General features: G+C 60.0%; 19 protein-coding genes. 6 read left to right on the top strand and 13 right to left on the bottom strand.

The genetic code is table 11. The features are described from left to right. The first annotated feature begins 12 nt into the window (after positions 1–12). From ACXR0M_RS17160 to ACXR0M_RS17145, 4 genes are all read left to right on the top strand, one after another. Complete coding sequence (locus ACXR0M_RS17160) at positions 13–1785, top strand: N-acetylglutaminylglutamine amidotransferase (protein WP_458832997.1); 1773 nt, start codon at positions 13–15, stop codon at positions 1783–1785. 3 nt (positions 1786–1788) lie between these two features. After that, a complete protein-coding gene (gene ngg, locus ACXR0M_RS17155; RefSeq protein ID WP_458832996.1) occupies positions 1789–3537 on the top strand; it encodes an N-acetylglutaminylglutamine synthetase in 1749 nt (582 codons plus the stop codon). 166 nt (positions 3538–3703) lie between these two features. Continuing rightward, entirely contained in the window at positions 3704–4894 is a 1191-nt protein-coding gene (locus tag ACXR0M_RS17150; protein ID WP_458832995.1) for an osmoprotectant NAGGN system M42 family peptidase, read from the top strand. A gap of 171 nt (positions 4895–5065) precedes the next feature. Continuing rightward, a complete protein-coding gene (locus ACXR0M_RS17145) occupies positions 5066–5293 on the top strand; it encodes a YheU family protein (protein WP_003192759.1) in 228 nt (75 codons plus the stop codon). Here ACXR0M_RS17145 and csrA read toward each other — a convergent pair. From csrA to ACXR0M_RS17130, 3 genes are all read right to left on the bottom strand, one after another. Next, positions 5290–5475, bottom strand: a complete 186-nt coding sequence (gene csrA / locus ACXR0M_RS17140; RefSeq protein WP_458832994.1) for a carbon storage regulator CsrA — start codon at positions 5473–5475, stop codon at positions 5290–5292. The two genes, ACXR0M_RS17145 and csrA, sit on opposite strands and share 4 nt — an antisense overlap. Before the next feature lie 146 nt (positions 5476–5621). Continuing rightward, positions 5622–5954, bottom strand: coding sequence for a YnfA family protein (locus ACXR0M_RS17135; RefSeq protein WP_458832993.1), 333 nt, complete (start codon positions 5952–5954; stop codon positions 5622–5624). Positions 5955–6017: 63 nt separating this feature from the next. Then, positions 6018–6833: an SDR family oxidoreductase gene (locus tag ACXR0M_RS17130; RefSeq protein WP_458832992.1), complete on the bottom strand. Its 816-nt coding sequence runs from the start codon at positions 6831–6833 to the stop codon at positions 6018–6020. 314 nt (positions 6834–7147) lie between these two features. Here ACXR0M_RS17130 and ACXR0M_RS17125 point away from each other — a divergent pair, with 314 nt between their 5' ends. Next, on the top strand, positions 7148–7306 hold the full coding sequence (locus ACXR0M_RS17125; protein WP_169432680.1) for a DUF3309 family protein: 159 nt from the start codon (positions 7148–7150) through the stop codon (positions 7304–7306). 41 nt (positions 7307–7347) lie between these two features. Here the strand turns inward: ACXR0M_RS17125 and ACXR0M_RS17120 are convergent, their stop codons facing one another. The 10 genes from ACXR0M_RS17120 to ACXR0M_RS17075 all read right to left on the bottom strand — a co-directional run bounded on the left by ACXR0M_RS17120 (position 7348) and on the right by ACXR0M_RS17075 (position 16891). Beyond that, positions 7348–9456: an LTA synthase family protein gene (locus ACXR0M_RS17120; protein WP_458832991.1), complete on the bottom strand. Its 2109-nt coding sequence runs from the start codon at positions 9454–9456 to the stop codon at positions 7348–7350. 310 nt (positions 9457–9766) lie between these two features. Then, on the bottom strand, positions 9767–10372 hold the full coding sequence (locus ACXR0M_RS17115; protein ID WP_458832990.1) for an START domain-containing protein: 606 nt from the start codon (positions 10370–10372) through the stop codon (positions 9767–9769). Positions 10373–10413: 41 nt separating this feature from the next. Next, positions 10414–10668 (bottom strand): YkgJ family cysteine cluster protein, encoded by a 255-nt coding sequence (locus ACXR0M_RS17110; RefSeq protein ID WP_458832989.1) that lies wholly within the window; start codon positions 10666–10668, stop codon positions 10414–10416. A gap of 164 nt (positions 10669–10832) precedes the next feature. Then, on the bottom strand, positions 10833–11327 hold the full coding sequence (locus ACXR0M_RS17105) for a translation initiation factor 2 (protein ID WP_458832988.1): 495 nt from the start codon (positions 11325–11327) through the stop codon (positions 10833–10835). A gap of 78 nt (positions 11328–11405) precedes the next feature. Next, positions 11406–12845, bottom strand: coding sequence for an aminotransferase-like domain-containing protein (locus ACXR0M_RS17100; protein WP_458832987.1), 1440 nt, complete (start codon positions 12843–12845; stop codon positions 11406–11408). Positions 12846–13134: 289 nt separating this feature from the next. Then, the gene (locus ACXR0M_RS17095) at positions 13135–13947 is read right to left on the bottom strand and encodes an OmpA family protein (RefSeq protein ID WP_458832986.1); all 813 of its coding nucleotides are present in this window, start codon (positions 13945–13947) and stop codon (positions 13135–13137) included. Continuing rightward, positions 13944–14300: a DUF4398 domain-containing protein gene (locus tag ACXR0M_RS17090; RefSeq protein ID WP_458832985.1), complete on the bottom strand. Its 357-nt coding sequence runs from the start codon at positions 14298–14300 to the stop codon at positions 13944–13946. Before ACXR0M_RS17090 ends, ACXR0M_RS17095 begins: the two co-directional genes overlap by 4 nt. A 9-nt stretch (positions 14301–14309) precedes the next feature. Further along, on the bottom strand, positions 14310–15131 hold the full coding sequence (locus ACXR0M_RS17085; protein WP_458832984.1) for a substrate-binding periplasmic protein: 822 nt from the start codon (positions 15129–15131) through the stop codon (positions 14310–14312). Positions 15132–15211: 80 nt separating this feature from the next. Next, positions 15212–16141, bottom strand: a complete 930-nt coding sequence (locus ACXR0M_RS17080) for an electron transfer flavoprotein subunit alpha/FixB family protein (RefSeq protein ID WP_458832983.1) — start codon at positions 16139–16141, stop codon at positions 15212–15214. Next, on the bottom strand, positions 16142–16891 hold the full coding sequence (locus ACXR0M_RS17075; protein ID WP_003226982.1) for an electron transfer flavoprotein subunit beta/FixA family protein: 750 nt from the start codon (positions 16889–16891) through the stop codon (positions 16142–16144). It abuts the gene before it with no gap. 525 nt (positions 16892–17416) lie between these two features. On the opposite strand from ACXR0M_RS17075, the gene ACXR0M_RS17070 reads away from it, so the two are divergent. After that, a complete protein-coding gene (locus ACXR0M_RS17070) occupies positions 17417–19081 on the top strand; it encodes an electron transfer flavoprotein-ubiquinone oxidoreductase (RefSeq protein WP_458832982.1) in 1665 nt (554 codons plus the stop codon). The last annotated feature ends 58 nt before the right edge of the window (positions 19082–19139 follow it).

Here is a 19139-nt window from a genome sequence, read left to right as displayed (position 1 = left end):
GGTAAGGACCTTATGTGCGGATTAGCTGGCGAGTTACGTTTTGATCATCAACCTGCAGACCTTGCAGCGGTAGAGCGCATCACCCATCACCTGGCCCCTCGCGGCCCTGACGCGTGGGGCTTCCATGCCCAAGGGCCGATTGCCCTGGGCCATCGTCGCCTGAAAATCATGGACCTGTCGGACGGCTCGGCGCAGCCGATGATCGACAGCCAACTGGGCCTGTCCCTGGCCTTCAACGGCGCGATCTACAACTTCCCGGAACTGCGTGCCGAACTCGAAGCGCTCGGTTACGCCTTCTATTCCGGTGGCGACACCGAAGTGTTGCTCAAGGGTTACCACGCCTGGGGCGAAGCGCTGCTGCCAAAACTCAACGGCATGTTTGCCTTTGCCATCTGGGAACGCGACGCCCAGCGTCTGTTCATCGCTCGCGACCGTCTCGGCGTGAAGCCTTTGTACCTGTCGCGTACCGGCCAGCGCTTGCGTTTCGCCTCGGCGCTGCCGGCGCTGCTCAAGGGTGGCGACATCAACCCGATCCTCGATCCGGTGGCGCTCAATCATTACCTGAACTTCCACGCCGTGGTGCCGGCGCCACGCACCCTGTTGGCGGGCATCGAAAAGCTGCCGCCAGCGACCTGGATGCGAGTTGAAGCCGATGGCCGCACCGAGCAGAAAACCTGGTGGACTCTGCCCTACGGCCCACACGACGACGAGAAAAATCTGACCCTCGAAGACTGGCGTGATCGCGTGCTCGACAGCACTCGCGAAGCGGTAGCGATCCGACAGCGGGCGGCGGTGGATGTCGGGGTGCTGCTTTCCGGCGGTGTCGATTCAAGCATGCTGGTCGGTCTGTTGCGGGAAGTCGGCGTGGAGAATCTGTCGACCTTCTCCATCGGTTTCCAGGATGCGGGCGGCGAGCGCGGTGACGAGTTTCAGTATTCGGACCTGATCGCCAAGCATTACGGCACCCAGCACCATCAATTGCGCATCGACGAAAAAGAGATCATCGAGCAACTGCCCGCCGCGTTCCGCGCAATGAGCGAGCCGATGGTCAGCCACGACTGCATCGCGTTTTATCTGTTGTCCCGCGAAGTGGCCAAGCACTGCAAAGTGGTGCAAAGCGGCCAAGGCGCTGACGAACTGTTCGCCGGTTACCACTGGTACCCGCAAGTCGATGGCGCGGCCGATCCGTACGCGGCCTATCGCGCGGCATTTTTCGACCGCAGCTACGACGACTACGCGGCCACCGTGCAGCCGAAGTGGCTGACCGCGAATGACGCAGCCGGCGACTTCGTCAAAGAACATTTCGCTCTGCCCGGCGCGGATGCCGCGGTAGACAAAGCCCTGCGTCTGGACAGCACGGTGATGCTGGTGGACGACCCGGTCAAACGCGTCGACAACATGACCATGGCCTGGGGCCTGGAAGCGCGTACGCCGTTTCTCGATTACCGTCTGGTGGAACTCTCGGCGCGGATTCCCGGCCAGTTCAAGCTGCCGGACGGTGGCAAGCAAGTGCTGAAAGAAGCCGCGCGCCTGGTGATTCCAAGCGAAGTGATCGACCGCAAGAAAGGCTATTTCCCGGTACCGGGTCTCAAGCATTTGCAGGGCGACACCTTGAACTGGGTGCGTGAGCTGCTGCTGGATCCGAGCCAGGATCGTGGCCTGTTCAACCCGGCCATGCTCGACCAACTGTTGACGGATCCGCAAGGCCAACTGACGCCGTTGCGCGGTTCGAAACTGTGGCAACTGGCGGCCCTGAACCTGTGGCTCAGTGAACAAGGAATCTGATTGATGAAACCTCACGCCACGGCTATCAACCAACGCCTGCTGCGCGGTCAGACACCGTCGTATGAACGTCTGCAGGCGCGTCTGGCCGAAGACGGCAGCGCAGTCGGCCCCGAGCCCATCGCCGTGCATTGCGGTTGGGGCCGGCTGCTGATCGGCCACACCTTTCCCGACCCGGCGACACTGGCGCAGGAACTGCTCAACGAGCAGCCGGGCGAGCGCGATATCGCCCTGTACGTCGCCGCGCCGCAACAGATCTTGGGGCTAGAGCCGACGCAACTGTTCCTCGATCCTTCCGACACCCTGCGCCTGTGGTTCAGCGATTATCGCCAGGCCACTCGAGTGTTTCGCGGCTTCCGCATTCGCCGCGCACAAAGCGAGGCGGACTGGCAAGCGATCAACCTGCTGTACCAGGCGCGCGGCATGCTGCCGATCGAAGCTTCGCGCCTGACCCCGCATCACCAGGGCGGCCCGGTGTACTGGTTGGCGGAAGATGAAGACAGCGGCGCAGTGATCGGCAGCGTCATGGGTTTGAATCATCAAAAAGCCTTCAACGATCCGGAACATGGCAGCAGCCTGTGGTGCCTGGCGGTCGATCCGCAGTGTTCACGCCCCGGTGTCGGCGAAGTGCTGGTGCGGCATTTGGTCGAACACTTCATGAGTCGCGGGCTGAGCTACCTCGACCTGTCGGTGCTGCACGACAACCGGCAAGCCAAGAATCTTTACGCCAAGCTCGGTTTTCGCAACCTCTCGACCTTCGCCATCAAGCGCAAGAACGGCATCAACCAGACGCTGTTCCTTGGTCCCGGACCGGAAGCCAACTTCAATCCGTATGCACGGATCATTGTCGAAGAAGCCCACCGGCGCGGCATCGATGTGCAGGTGGATGACGCCGAAGCCGGGCTGTTCACCCTCAGCCACGGCGGGCGCCGCGTGCGTTGTCGCGAATCGCTGAGCGACCTGACCAGCGCCATCAGCATGAGCCTGTGCCAGGACAAAAGCCTGACTCACAAAGTGCTGAAAGCCGCCGGCCTGAAGCTGCCCGCGCAACAATTGGCGGGCAATGCCGACGACAATCTGGCGTTCCTCGACGAGCATCAGCGGGTGGTGGTCAAGCCGCTCGACGGTGAACAGGGTCAGGGCGTAGCGGTGGATTTGCAGAGCATCGAAGAGGTGCAGAAAGCCATCGAATCCGCCAAGCGGTTTGACAGCCGCGTGCTGCTGGAAAGTTTCCATGAAGGGCTGGACCTGCGGATTCTGGTGATCGGCTTTGAAGTGGTCGCGGCGGCGATTCGTCGTCCGGCGGAAGTGGTTGGTGACGGCCACCACTCGATTGGTGCGCTGATCGAAGCCCAAAGCCGACGCCGACAAGCCGCGACCAGTGGCGAGAGCAAGATTCCACTGGATCACGAAACCCAACGCACCCTGCACGCAGCCGGTTATGACTACAGCAGCATCCTGCCGGCCGGCGAGCATCTGTTCGTGCGCCGCACGGCCAATCTGCACACCGGCGGCACGCTGGAGGATGTCACGGCGATTCTGCATCCGACCCTGGTCGATGCCGCCGTGCGTGCGGCGCGGGCGTTGGATATTCCAATGGTCGGCCTCGACCTGATGGTGCCGGCAGCGGATCAGCCGGAGTACGTGTTCATCGAAGCCAACGAACGCGCGGGACTGGCCAACCACGAACCGCAACCGACGGCGGAACGCTTTGTCGATTTGCTGTTTCCGCACAGTCAGCCGGCGGTTTCCTGATCATGTAGTGACTGACCTGGCCCCATCGCTGGCAAGCCAGCTCCCACAGGTTCGGCGGTGTACTCAATCACTGTGGGAGCTGGCTTGCCAGCGATGAGGCCCTGACAGGCAACACATATCCCCCTCATCGAAACCATCGATCCGCCTCAACTCATCAGGAGTTTCCATGACGACACAAATCCCTGAACCGGATCTGAACTACCTGCAAAAAGTCCTGCTGGAGATGCTCGCCATTCCCAGCCCCACCGGGTTCACCGACACCATCGTGCGCTACGTCGCCGAGCGTCTGGAAGAACTCGGCATCCCCTTCGAGATGACCCGCCGCGGCACGATTCGCGCGACCCTCAAGGGCAAAAAGAACAGTCCTGACCGCGCCGTCTCCGCACACCTCGACACCATTGGCGCTGCGGTACGTGCGGTGAAGGACAACGGGCGCCTGAGCCTCGCCCCGGTCGGCTGCTGGTCAAGCCGCTTTGCCGAGGGCAGCCGCGTCAGCCTGTTCACCGACAACGGCGTGATTCGCGGCAGCGTGCTGCCGTTGATGGCGTCCGGGCACGCGTTCAACACCGCAGTGGACGAGATGCCGATCAGCTGGGATCACGTCGAACTGCGCCTGGACGCCTACTGCGCCACCAAGGCCGATTGCGACTCGCTGGGCATCAGCGTCGGCGACGTGGTGGCCTTCGATCCGCTGCCGGAGTTCACCGAAAGCGGCCACATCAGCGCCCGTCACCTCGACGACAAGGCCGGGGTCGCAGCGTTGCTCGCGGCGCTCAAAGCCATCGTCGAGAGCGGTCAGGAACTGATGATCGACTGTCACCCGCTGTTCACCATCACCGAAGAAACCGGCAGTGGCGCGGCGGCGGCGTTGCCGTGGGACGTCAGCGAATTTGTCGGCATCGACATCGCGCCGGTCGCACCCGGCCAGCATTCCAGCGAGCACGCGGTGAGCGTGGCGATGCAGGATTCCGGTGGTCCTTACGACTATCACCTGTCCCGGCATTTGCTGCGCCTGGCCGGTGAAAACGAGCTGCCGGTGCGCCGCGACCTGTTCCGTTATTACTTCAGCGACGCGCATTCGGCGGTCACCGCCGGCCACGACATCCGCACCGCCCTGCTGGCCTTCGGCTGCGATGCCACCCACGGTTACGAACGCACGCACATCGACAGCCTGGCTGCGCTGAGTCGTCTGCTCGGCGCTTACATCCTCAGCCCACCGGTATTTGCCAGTGATGCGGCACCGGCCAATGCCTCGCTGGATCGCTTCAGTCATCAGATCGAACATGAGACGCAGATGGAGAGCGATACTCGGGTGCCGCCGGTGGACAGTCTGGTGGGGCAGCGTTCCGACAGTTGATTGTTGGCTGTCTGGATTATGGCTATCGCGAGCAGGCTCACTCCTACAGGGGTATGCATTCCCAACTGTAGGAGTGAGCCTGCTCGCGATGAGGCCGTCACTGCCCACACAAAACTGGCAGGCAACCCGCAATCGCCGTAGCATCGCGCCATTGATTTAGCCGAGGTGCCCATGCTGATTCCTTACGACGCTCTTGAAGTCGACACCCTCACCCGCCTGATCGAGGATTTCGTCACCCGCGACGGCACCGACAACGGTGACGACACACCGCTGGAAACCCGCGTACTGCGCGTGCGTCAGGCGCTGACCAAAGGCCAGGCGCTGATCGTGTTCGACCCGGAAAGCGAGCAGTGCCAACTGATGCTCAAGCACGACGTGCCCAAGCATCTGTTCGACTAGCGGACCTTTTGCGTGGTCTGTTTGCGCTGGATCCGTTCGTAGACTTCGGCGCGGTGCACATTGACCTTCTGCGGCGCCTCGACACCGAAGCGCACATTGCTTCCGTTGACGGACAAGACGCGCACGGAAATGTCATCACCGATGGAAATCAATTCGCCCACAACACGGCTGAGTACAAGCATGGAATTCGTCCTTCAGGGTTAACCAGCCCTGAAGATGCGCGGTGCGCGGGCGCTCGACAATGCGCGGCGAGCAATTCAGTCTTGCCCTACGCCCCTCAGCGCCGCGCCTGTCAGACCTTTCCTGCAAATCGTTAAACGGACTCGCCTCAAGCGGCGGAAAAGCGTGGGCCGAACAGAATCACGCTGGCCCCGATCACACACAACGCCACGCCGATCCAGTCCGAACCCAACGGGCGCACGCGCTCCACCACTGCCAGCCAGGCGATCGAGGTCACGATGTAGATGCCGCCATATGCGGCATAGGCGCGACCGGCATACGCTGCTTCGACCCGGGTCAATAACAGCGCGAACAGGGTCAGACTGAACAGCGCCGGAATCACCCACAGGGCACTTTTGCCCTGACGCAGCCACATGAAAAAAGCGAAACAGCCAGCGATTTCAAACAGCGCCGCGAGAAAGAACCACAGGTAATTGAGCATTGATGCGTCTCGACAGGGTGACCAATGCGGCCACCCTAACCACGCGAGATTCAGGGGGCAAGTTCAGCCGTTGGTTTGTCTGGCCTTGGCGCGCATTTTATCGGCCATGCTGGTCATTTCGTTGTAGAGCAATTGCGGATTCTTCTGCTTGAGCGCCCAGGCCATGCGGCCCTGTTCGTGCGGCAGGATCATGAACTCGCCGGCCGCTACGTGCTGATAGATGTAGTCGGCGATGTCCGCAGCGCTGATCGGCGAACTTTCCAGCAACTTACCCACCTGCGCTTTCATCGCCGGGGTCGGGCCACGGAACGAATCGAGCAAGTTGGTCTGGAAGAACGACGGGCAAACCACATGCACACCGACTTCCTGCTGCGCCAGTTCCACCAGCAGGCTCTCGGACAACGCCACTACCCCGGCCTTGGCCACGTTGTAGTTGCTCATGGCCGGGCCCTGCATCAATGCCGCCATCGAGGCAATGTTAATGATCTTGCCTTTGCTCTGTTCGAGCAGCGGCAGGAACGCCTTGCAGCCCTTGACCACGCCCATCAGGTTGATCGCGATCTGCCAGTCCCAGTCTTCCAGCGACAGTTCGCTGAAGAAGCCACCGGATGCCACTCCCGCATTGTTGACGATCACATCGATGCCACCGAACTTGACTTCGCAAGCCTGGGCCAAAGCGGTGAGCTGGCTGTAATCGCGCACATCGCAGCGTTGAGTGAACCCGTCGCCACCGGCTTCACGCACCAGTTTCAGGGTTTCCTGCAGGCCGGGCTCGCTGACATCGGACAACGCCAGTTGCCAGCCTTCACGCGCCCAGCGCAGCGCGATTTCCCGCCCCAAACCCGAACCCGCGCCAGTGATCATCATGCGATTTTGCATAGCCGACAGCCTTGTTGTTCCGTAGGAGATGCGCGGAGTGTAGCGAAGGATCTTTCGCGCCCCACGCTCCATCAGGGTGCTGAATACAGGGTCAAAAGATCGCAGCCTTCGGCAGCTCCTACAGGGAGCAGATGTAGGAGCTGCCGAAGGCTGCGATCTTTCGCTCCTGCGTTTTAAAGGAAATAAACCTGCGGACTAAAAAACATTGAATTTTCTTTCACGCGCACCGGTCGGTATTGGTAAGCCGGCTGGAATTAATCAAGTGCCAGTCGCCCGTTGAACATCAAGACTTCTCGAACACTATCAACAAGGAAATCGACATGGGCACAATTCTTATCATTATCCTGATCCTGTTGCTGATCGGTGGTCTGCCGGTCTTCCCGCACTCCAGAAGTTGGGGTTACGGCCCGTCGGGTATTATCGGCGTGGTATTGGTGGTGCTGTTGGTCTTGCTGTTGCTTGGCAGGATATAAAACCCCAGAACAAAAAAAGAGGCCCTCATGGGCCTCTTTTTTTATCCAGCGCTTGATAAGTCCGGCTTGCCGTTGATCACACCGGCGGTGTTGTCTATCAGACTCTTGGTCGCGGTTTGCAGGAACGCTTCCAGCTTGAGTTTCAGTTCAGCGGTACGCGGTGCGTCCGGAATGATCTCGGCCGAAGGGTTCGCGCCCAGTTGGTACTGATAGATCTTCGGCGCCATTTCCTTCTCTTTCGGCAGTACCAGGATCTGGTCGGCGGTGACGATCGCGGTCGTCTGCTCGCTACCCGACGGCTTGATCACGCCGAAACCGGTGTCGCCGGCCGGCAGGTTGAGCAAGTCACGGCCCCAGCACTGATGACGCACTTCGCCACCCAGACGGCCCATGATGGTCGGCACGATGTCGATCTGCGTGCCCACGGTGTGGTCACGGGTACCGAATTTCTCCTGGATGCCCGGGGCAATCATCAGCATCGGCACGTTGAAGCGACCCAGGTCCATTTCGGTGATCTGACGCTCGTTGCCGAAACCGTGGTCGCCGACGATCACGAACAGGGTTTCCTTGAAGTACGGCTCTTTGCGCGCTTTTTCGAAGAACTGACCGAGTGCCCAGTCGGCGTAACGCATGGCTGTCAGGTGTTCGTTGAGCGAACCACGATCCGTCACGCGCTCCACCGGCAACGGTGTCGGCAAGGCGTAAGGCGTGTGGTTGGACAGGGTTTGCAGCAGCGCGTAGAACGGCTTGCCGTTTTCCCGGGCCTTCAGCTCCTGCAGACCACGGTCGAACATGTCCTGGTCGGACACGCCCCAGGTCGGGTCGGAGAACACCGGGTTGACGAAGTCGTTACGGCCAACGAAGTTGGTCATGCCCTGGTTGCTGAAGAAGCCCGACTGGTTGTCCCAGGCGAAGTCACCGTTGTACACGTAGACGTCGTCATACTTGCGCGCGCTGAGCAGCTGCGGCAGGCCCGAGAGCTTGTGGCTGCCTTCCGGGGTCTGCATCAGGTATTCGAAACCCGGCAGGTTCGGGAAGCACGCCATGGTCGCAAACATGCCCTGGTGGGTGTGCGTGCCGTTGGAGAAGAAGCGGTCGAACAGCAGGCCTTCCTTCGACAGTTTGTCGAGGTACGGCGTGATGTTGCCCGGCGCGCCCAGGGCGCCTACCGAGTGACCGGCCATGCTTTCCATCAGGATCACGACCACGTTCTTGATTGGCAGGGTCTTGTCGGCCGGCGGCGTGTAGTCACGACGTACGGCAGCGATGTCGGCGTCGACCAGTTTGTCGTCCGGCATCACCAGCATCTCGCGCACCACTTTCTGCGCCTGGTCCTGCGGCAGAGTGGCTTTCCAGATGTTGTTGCGATCTTCACCCATGCGGTCCTTGGCGGCCGCGATCAGCGACAACGTACCGTTGAGGCCGAGCTGGTTGGCGAAGTTCGATTCGGTGGTGTACACGTCACCCCAACGCAGCGGCGGGCCCTGACGCAGGGTGCCACGGGCCGCGACCACGCAGATCAGCAGGCAGACCACGAACACCGCCAGACGGGTGTACCACGGCGCCACCTGACGGGTGCCGACGTTCCCGCCGCTGAACGGGCCGCGCGGACGGGTCGCACGGTCGGCGCCTTTGAACGCCAGGGTCAGGATTACCGTGCCGATGGCCCACGCCAACAGATAGCGCACCACCGGGAAACCGTACCAGAGCATGCTCATCACGGTTTTCGGGTCTTCCTTCACGTACTGGAACACCAGGCCGTTGAGACGCTGGTGGAACTCACGGTAGAAGTCCATCTCCATCAGGCCGAGGAACAGCGCGATGCTGGAAACCACGGTCAGCCACAAGCGGAAGAAGCCACGCGCCGCCATTGCCCGTGCACTGAACAGTGCCAGCAGCAGCGGAACGCAGACGTAGACCACCAGGCGCAGGTCGAAACGCAGGCCGTTGGCGAAGGCTTCGAGGAAGGTCGAAGCCGGGGTATCGAGGATCATCTCGCGGTTGTAGACCAGCAGCGCGAGGCGCAGCACGGAAAACATCACCATCATGACCAGGGCACACAACAGGGTGTAGGCCAGATGCGATTTGACGGTCGGTTGCAGCAGGCGAGTGGAAGATCGCTGCTGATTCAGGGCGTCCGGGTTTGCCATGTCGTTTTAGGACCCATTGGAAGTTGAAGTTGCAAAATACAGCGGCGCCATGCCCTCTATTGGCCATTCCAGACCCCGGGGCGTGCGCGGTGCGCAAATGTTGCACGATCAACGGCAGCAATGCCATTGATTACTGCCCCGCTACCGACTCTTTCATACAGGCAGCCGCAGAGGGACGCAGTAAAGTGCGCGGACGAATTGTCTGGAACACTTTGTGAAAATTTCGTGCAACGCATATCCGGAAACACAATATAAAGACCAAACAAAAACGCCCCGAATCAATCGGGGCGTTTTGCTGTAAGCGCGCAGATTACTTCTCTGCGCGTTCTTTCAGGGCTTTAAGGGTATTGAACGGTGCGTCGACGACAAACTTGTTGGCCACCATGGCCGGTACGCTGCCGCCTGGCTCGGTGTGCACCTGATAGGTCACTTCGACCTGATCGCCTTTGGGTACGAACTTCCAGAAGCCTTTGACTTGAGTCACGCGGACAAAGCCCTTTTCCTCAGGAATGTACTTTGGCACGCCTTCGAGGTTGCGGGTCAGGCTGCCATCAGCGCCTTCAACGGTGGTGATATGCAGCACCGAATCACGCGAAGTGACTGGCCATGGCGTGTTGAATTGGGAGTAGGTCCAGCTCTGATCGCCCTCGTGCTTGAGCAGCTTCTGCGCCTTGCACTCGTAGATCCAGGCGCAGGCACCGGAGACGTCTTCCTGCAAAGCACGCAGTTTGGCAACGGTGGTCTTCATCAGGGCAACGCCCTGATAGGACTTGTAATCGGAACCCGGCACTTCGGCCAGCGAGACCTTGATCCCGTCCTGCTCCTTGGCGACTTTCCAGTCCTCGGCCTGAGCAAGCGAAGTAGCCAGCACGGCCGTCAAACCACACAACACAGCGATACGATGCAGCGAACCCATAATTTTATTCCTTATTGTTGAAGTTCCGTTCGTTAGACACATCACGCCGCCGTCATCTGCTCCCACCAGCCGATCAATCTGATCGCTTCTTCCGAGCTGCTGCCACAGACTTCGACATCGGCAGCAAATCCCGAACAGACTGCTGGACGTTCCGGCTGACCGAAAATCTTGCACAGGTTTTCGACCGACAGCTGCACGCAACGTTCGCCGGCAGGTTTGCCCTCGGGCATGCCCGGAATGGCAGAACTGATGGAAGGGGCAATGCAGCAAGCGCCACAGCCTTCACGGCATTTCATGACGAGCGAGTCCTCGCGACGGGCAATGTGTTAAAGAGACACGGACAGAGTAACCGCTAAAACGGTTGTTTCAAATTCCCTGAACCGGGGTTTTTACCGATAACCGCATGTGACTGACCAGTCTCCGACAAAGCGTCTGGTCTGCGGGTTACGGATCGATCGATTTACTGCTTGAACTCGAAATCCAGCGCCGCGCCTTCAACTTCTCGACGTTCTTCGTTGCGCAGCTGCAACTGCATTTCGTTGCTGAGCAGACGACCATTGAGTTGAAAGCCGCTGTTCTTCTCGCCGAACATCTGCGGGAGGATCGCGTCGTGTTTGGGCATCGGCACGGTGCCGGCGGGCTTGAGTTGCTGGACCATGTCCTTGGGCAGACTCAGGTCCAGTTTGGCCGGCGGCAGCCTGGTTTTCACCACTTCACTGGCCGGTTTCGACTTGGAAGCAATCGGTGGGCGTTTCTTCACCGGGGCGGCTTTCTTTTGCGGGGCTTTTTTAGCCTGCGCCTTTTTATCGGCAGCGGCTTTTTTGCTGGCGCTCGCGGTGCTTGTCGAGGCGGACGCTGGCGGTTTTTCCTGAACGGCGGCGGCCATGACACCGGGCGCGAGGCCCATCGTCAACACACCCAGCAAAATCCATGTGGCAGGAAAAATCGCTTTCATGAACCCGACAACACTAACGGCAGAGAGCCATATGCTCGCTTGTTGAGCGTCACAAGACAAGCACGGCGCGCCGTCCGTTCAGAATCCGCCAGCGGTTTCCTGACACAGTTGCGTCGCCAGCAAACCGAGGGTCATCAGCGCCCTCTCCGCTTCGCGATTCCACGGCGTGCCGCAATTCAGGCGGATACAGTGGTTGAACTGCTCGGTATTACTGAAGATCAGCCCCGGGGCAATGCTGATGCCCTGCTGCAATGCGCGCACGTGCAAATCCTGGGTATTGACCCTGCCCGGCAGACTCACCCACAGGATGAAACCGCCCGTGGGCCGGGTCATTTGCGTGCCTTCGGGGAAGTGCTGCTGCACCGCCAGCTGGAACGCGCTGAGGTTTTTCCGGTATTCCTGGCGGATGTACCGTAAATGCCGGTCATAACCGCCATTTTCCAGATAAGCGGCAATCGCCATTTGCGTCACGCTGCACGCCGAATGCGTAGTGAACGTCTGCAGACGCTGGATTTCCTGCTGATATTTGCCGGCAATCATCCAGCCGACGCGCACGCCCGGCGACAAGGTCTTGGAGAAACTCGAGCAGTAGATCACCCGATCCAGCCGGTCGTAAGCCTTCAGGGCTTTGGTGCGGCCCTGCTCGAACATCAACTCGCCGTAGATGTCGTCCTCGACGATCTGGATATCGAAGTCCGAAGCCAGACGCAGCAATTGTTTCTGCCGCTCTTCGGGCATGGTGCCGCCCAGTGGATTGCTCAGGCGCGTGGTCAGGACCAAGGCCTTAATTGACCATTGATTGGCCGCCAGTTGCAGGGCTTCGAGGCTCATGCCAGTGGCCGGATCGCTGGGGATCTCGATGACTTTCAGGCCCAGCAGGTCGGCCAGTTGCAGCAGGCCGTAATAGGTCGGTGATTCGGCGGCGATCAGATCGCCCGGACGGGTGAGGACGCGCAGCGACATCTGCAAGGCATCGACGCAACCGTGGGTGATCACCACTTCGGAAGGATCGACCACCACCCCGGCGTCGCGCATGCGGATCGCCACTTGCCGGCGTAATGGCTCGAAACCCGGGCTGAACATGTAGCTGAACGCCCGTGGGCTGTGGAATCGAGTGACCTTGGCCAACTGCTGATGCAGGGCGCGCACCGGCAAATACTCGACGCTCGGCACCGCCGCGCCCAAGGGAAACACCCCTTCGCGACGGGATTCGACCAATACTTGCTGAATGATGCTGGCGCGGGTGACCAGGCCCGGCCGTTCGACCCGGGCGATATCCGGCGTCGGCGCGGTCAACGCCGGGGTCTGGTGCACGTAGTAACCGGACTGCGGCCGCGCGCGGATCAGGCCCTGATCTTCGAGATTGGCGTACGCCTGCAACACCGTCGCATGGCTGACATTGAGCTGCGAACTCATCTTGCGCACCGACGGCACGCGTTCCCCGGGCTGATAGACGCCACGGCGGATGTCTTCTGCCAATTGCTGAGCAATACGCTGGTAGAGCAAGAGATTGGTCATGACGCAGTACTCGATTTCACGGGCGTTTTATTCTTGTGTGAAACAATACCGGAACAGTTTAGAAGTGTACTGGGACAGTTGCCACTTTAGTCAACCATACAGTGCTGTGTCAGCTACAACTGTATGGATTTGCGCGCCAGTCGACAGACGTAAAAAGCCCGGCGCTGCATGGCAGCCCGGGCTTTTGTAGGAGCTGTCGAAGGCTCGGGCCGCGATCGGACGATCTTTTGATCTTAAAAGCAACATCAAAAGATCGTAGCCTTCGGCAGCTCCTACAGGGTTCGGGACATTAGCGGGCGGCGCCGAGCTGGCCTTTTTCGTCGGAGAACACAATTTCCACCCGACGGTTCTGTGCCCGCCCGCGCTCGGAAGCGTTGGCATCCACCGGGTACTCGTCGCCGTAACCTTCGACCTGAATCCGTTTGTCGTCGATGCCCAGATCCATCAGCACATCGGCCACCGCTTGGGCGCGATCGCGCGACAGCTTGAGGTTTTCCTGTTTGCCGCCGGTGCTGTCGGTGTAGCCCTCGATGCGCACCACACGTTTCGGGTTGAGCTGGAGGAACTGCACGATCTTTAGCACCACGCGGTTGGCCGAGTTTTTCAGCTCCGCCTCGCCGGTGTCGAACAGCACGTCGCCGAGGGTCATGACCAGACCGCGATCGGTCTGAGTCGTGGCCAATGCAACGATCTGTTCTTCCAGCCATTTGCCCTGCTGCTGCACGCTTAGCAGTTTGGACTCGCGCAGGGCCAGTTGCAGGCGTTGGCGTTCCAGTTCGAGCTTGGCCGCGCGCTCTTCGTTGAGCACCAGATTGGTGTGCTCACGGGCAATTTCGCTGTAGCGCTGACTCAGGTAGGCGTAATGCGCCACGTCCGAGCCGCTGCCCCAATAGGTCGACAGACGATCGGCACGGGCCAGCGATTCACCGGCGCGAATCACATCTTTCGGCGCGATACGCAGCACGTTGGAGTCTTCCTTGACCTTCTGAAAATCGCTGCTGGCTAGCGTCAGAGCGGCTTCGCTGTGTTGACCGGCGCAACCGTAGAGGCTCGCGCAACCGGCCAGAATCAAACCGCCAAGGGCTTTTGATTTAAGGCTCATTGGGCATCTCCCAGTTGCTTGCGCAAGCGGATGATGCGGGTGTTCAGCACATTCAATTGCTCTTCGCTCTTTTGCGTCAGCACTTTGGCTTCGGCCAGCCGCGCATCCAGTTCGGCCTGCTCGGAACGCATGCGCGCGTTCTTGTACGACTGGTCGGCCATGTTGCCCTTGGCGCGATTGAACTTGTCTTCAGCCAGTTTCATTTCCGGCATTTCATCGGCGGTGGCACCCACGGCCTTGGCCTGAGCGATGGCCTGCTCGGTCAGACGCATTTGTTCGTTGGGTGCCGGATCGTTGGCGCAGCCGGCCAGAGCCAGAACGGCCATGGCCGCGAAAAGAGGTCGAATACTCACTAAGAATCCCTACTGTTTTGGGGCACTGACCGTTGGCTGCGGTTGTTGCTGCTGCGCCTTCCAGCGCTCGATGTTGCGTTGCAGCGCGGCTTCGGTCAGTCCGGACGCGGGCAATTCTGTCATCTTTTTAGCGAGCTGTCCGCGCAACCACGGATCGTTGCAGGCCGAGTTGTGGGAAACCGCGAGGAACAGCCCCGGCCGGTCGATCGGTTGCTCGAACGCCAGCAGATCATTGGCCATGCCCAACGCCTGCGCGGCCGCCATGCCCGAATAGCGTCCGGCAAGTACATATTCCACTTCACCAAGAAGCAGTTTCTGAAAGGCCTGGGTAAGGTTTGCCGTGCGTGTCAGGGTCAGGTTCTGCTCGGCGAAAGTGCCGAATGCCTGGGTCATTCGAGACTTTTCCGACAGCCCGCCGCTGTGCCCGTGCAAATCCTTGGCCTCGCTGTAGAGCAGCGTCGAGCCTTTACGCGTCCACACCAGGTAGTCGTTTTCCAGCAATGGCGGATAGATGTAGTCGAGGTTTTCCAGTTCGTTGAACATCAGCGGCGTGTCGGCCAGCATGTCCATGCGCCCGCTGCGCACCTCATCCAGCGCCTGAGCGCGTTTGCCGGCGTACAGCAACTCGACCTTGATGCCGAGATCCTTGGCCACTTGTTGCAACAGATCGGCACTGGCGCCGATCAGCTGTTTGGGATTTTGCGGGTCCTGCCACAGGTACGGCGGCGCGTCCGGGCTGCCGGTGACGACCAGGCGCTCGCACTTGCCGGCGGCCGCGGCCAGTCCCGGCAAGAGGATCAATCCCAATAACAACCTGCGGCGCAGCTCCATGGCAACACACTCCCACTCAAATCCGAGACAAAAAAAAGCCCGACCAGAAGGCCGGGCTCTTTATAAGTGAAGCCGCCGGATTAGACCAGCTTCTCCAGCTCAGGGACTGCTTCGAACAGGTCCGCCACCAGACCGTAATCGGCCACCTGGAAGATCGGCGCTTCTTCGTCCTTGTTGATCGCAACGATCACTTTGGAGTCTTTCATGCCGGCCAGGTGCTGGATCGCGCCGGAGATACCGACGGCGATGTACAGCTGTGGCGCAACGATCTTGCCGGTCTGACCGACCTGCATGTCGTTCGGTACGAAACCGGCGTCGACTGCGGCGCGCGAAGCACCGACGGCGGCGCCCAGCTTGTCGGCCAGCGCGTACAGGTGTTTGAAGTTGTCGCCGTTCTGCATGCCGCGACCGCCGGAAACGACGATCTTGGCAGCGGTCAGTTCCGGACGATCGGACTTGGCCAGTTCTTCGCTGACGAAGCTGGACGTGCCGGCGTCGTGCGCAGCGGCAACCGCTTCAACAGCCGCCGAACCGCCTTCAGCGGCAACCGGATCGAAACCGGTGGCACGCACGGTGATCACTTTGATTGCGGCGGTCGATTGCACGGTAGCGATGGCGTTACCGGCATAGATCGGACGCTTGAAGGTGTCAGCGCTTTCCACCGAGATGATCTCGGAGATCTGGTCAACGTCCAGTGCAGCGGCAACGCGCGGCAGGATGTTTTTGCCGTTGGAGGTCGCGGCGGCCAGGATGTGGCTGTAGCCCTTGCCCAGCTCTGCGACCAGTGGCGCAATGTTTTCCGGCAGCTGATGCGCGTAAGCGGCGTTGTCAGCATTCAGGACTTTGCTCACGCCAGCGATTTTCGCAGCGGCTTCAGCCACGGCGCCAGCGCCTTGACCGGCCACCAGCACGTGGATGTCGCCGCCGATTTTGGCAGCAGCAGCCACGGTGTTCAGTGTGGCCGGGGCCAGCACTTTGTTGTCGTGTTCAGCAATAACCAAGATAGTCATTTAGATTACCTTCGCTTCGTTTTTCAGTTTCTCGACCAGTTCAGCCACCGACTTGACCTTGATGCCAGCGCTGCGTGCAGCCGGCGCTTCGACTTTCAGGGTCTTGTTGGTGGAGGCGGTGGAAACGCCCAAAGCGTCCGGAGTCAGCACTTCGAGAGGCTTCTTCTTGGCTTTCATGATGTTTGGCAGGGACGCGTAGCGCGGCTCGTTCAAACGCAGGTCGGTGGTGACGATGGCCGGCAGTTTCAGGGAAACGGTCTGCGCGCCGCCGTCGATTTCGCGGGTCACGGCAACGCTGTCGCCGGAGACTTCGACTTTCGAGGCGAAAGTACCCTGACCGTAGCCGCTCAGTGCAGCGAGCATCTGGCCGGTCTGGTTGTTGTCGCTGTCGATCGCCTGTTTACCGAGGATCACCAGCTGAGGCTGTTCCTTGTCGACCACAGCCTTGAGCAGCTTGGCCACGGCCAGCGAAGTCAGGTCTTCAGCGGATTCGACGAGGATGGCGCGGTCGGCACCCAGAGCCAGTGCGGTACGCAGCTGTTCCTGAGCGGTGGACGGGCCGATGGAGACGACGACGATTTCAGTCGCAACGCCTTTCTCTTTCAGGCGTACGGCTTCTTCCACTGCGATTTCGCAGAACGGGTTCATCGACATCTTGACGTTGGCGAGGTCGACGCCGGAATTGTCCGCCTTGACGCGGACCTTGACGTTGTAATCCACAACGCGTTTGACAGCTACAAGAACCTTCATGGATTCCTCGTTACTCTCCGGTGAAAAGAAAGTCGCCTAGGCGAACCTGGCGGTTGATGCTCATCGGGCACAAGGGCACCTCTAAAAACGCCGGCGAGGACGATGACCGTTCGTCAGTGGTGACCGAGAAGTCATGTGCAGTGGTGGTGTGTAAACTGCGCGCCGGACCTGCGCTGCGCATCACCTTCAACTGCCTGTGCCCTGTCTTTAGAGGTGCTCTTGAAACCGCCAGTCTGCCTACGACGAGCGCAAAACCGCCCGTATCTTGACCGGAACGCCTATTCCGGTCAATACAGCAAAATGGCCGTTCATAAGCCGCACTTCTTTGATTTCTGTGGTCTGGAGCCGATTCAAACAAACGTTTGTATTGGACGCTCAGAGTGGTGTAGATATAATGCGCCGCCTTAGAGAGAAAGGTGGTTTGTCCATTATTACCCTTGACGTTAACGTAAAGGCAATAACAGATACGACACCGAACCTCCAAATTAGAAAAAAAACTGTTGAGCCTTGAGTAGGAGATAGCCTGTGGAACGCGAATACATGGAATTCGACGTGGTCATCGTCGGTGCCGGCCCCGCTGGCCTGTCCGCCGCCTGCCGTCTGAAGCAGAAGGCCGCCGAAGCCGGTAAGGAAATCAGCGTCTGCGTGGTCGAAAAAGGCTCCGAAGTCGGCGCACACATCCTTTCCGGTGCCGTGTTCGAACCACGCGCTCTGAACGAACTGTTCCCGGACTGGAAAGATCTCGGCGCCCCGCTGAATACCCCGGTCACCCGCGACGATATCTTCGTCCTGAAAAACGCCGACAGTGCGCAGAAAATTCCTGACTTCTTTGTGCCCAAGACCATGCACAACGAAGGCAACTACATCATCTCCCTGGGCAACCTGTGCCGCTGGCTGGCACAGCAGGCGGAAAACCTCGGCGTGGAAATCTACCCGGGCTTCGCCGCTCAGGAAGCCTTGATCGACGAAAGCGGCATCGTGCGCGGGATCATCACCGGTGATCTGGGCGTCGACCGTGAAGGCAAGCCGAAAGAGGGCCTGTACACCCCGGGCATGGAACTGCGTGGCAAGTACACGCTGTTCGCCGAGGGCTGCCGTGGCCACATCGGCAAGCAACTGATCAAACGCTACAACCTCGACAGCGATGCCGACGCCCAGCACTACGGCATCGGTTTGAAAGAAATCTGGGAAATCGACCCGGCCAAGCATCAGCCAGGCCTGGTAGTACACACTGCCGGTTGGCCGCTGGACATCATGGGCACCGAGAACACCGGCGGCTCGTTCCTCTATCACCTGGAAAACAACCAGGTGGTGGTCGGTCTGATCGTTGATCTGTCCTACAGCAACACTTACCTGTCGCCGTTCGACGAGTTCCAGCGCCTCAAGCATCACCCAGTGCTGGCTCAGTACCTGGAAGGCGGCAAGCGCGTCAGCTACGGCGCCCGGGCGATCTGCAAAGGTGGCCTGAACTCGTTGCCGAAAATGGTGTTCAAGGGCGGCGCACTGATCGGTTGCGACCTCGGCACCCTGAACTTCGCCAAGATCAAGGGCAGCCACACCGCGATGAAATCCGGCATGCTCGCCGCTGAATCAGTGGCCGACGCACTGTTCGCCGAGAAGGATGGCACTGAAGAACTGACCACTTACGTGGACGCGTTCAAGAAGAGCTGGCTCTACGACGAACTGTTCGCCAGCCGCAACTTCGGCCCGGCGATCCACAAGTTCGGCGCCATCGTCGGCGGTGGTTTCAACTGGCTCGACCAGAACATCTTCGGCGGCAAACTGCCGTTCACCTTGCACGACACCAAGCCGGACTACGCTTGCCTGAAGCTGGCGGCCGACTGCAAGAAGATCGACTATCCGAAGCCGGACGGCAAACTCAGCTTCGACAAACTGAGTTCGGTGTTCATCTCCGGTACCAACCACGAAGAAGAGCAGCCGTGCCACCTGAAGCTGACCGACCCGAGCATCCCGATCAGCAAGAACCTGCCGCTGTACGACGAACCGGCGCAGCGCTACTGCCCGGCCGGCGTCTACGAAGTGATCACCAAGGAAGACGGCGAGAAGCGCTTCCAGATCAACGCCCAGAACTGCGTGCACTGCAAGACCTGTGACATCAAGGACCCTTCGCAGAACATCACCTGGGTCACGCCGGAAGGCGCTGGCGGCCCGACTTACCCGAACATGTAAGTCGTATCGCTGAACAACAAGGCTCCCGAATCGGGGGCCTTTTTGTTGCCCCATTACT

The sequence above is a fragment of the Pseudomonas sp. Eth.TT006 genome, assembly GCF_054456575.1.
The sequence above is the reverse complement of the archived record's forward strand: the minus strand, read 5'-3'. Positions and strand labels throughout refer to the sequence as shown.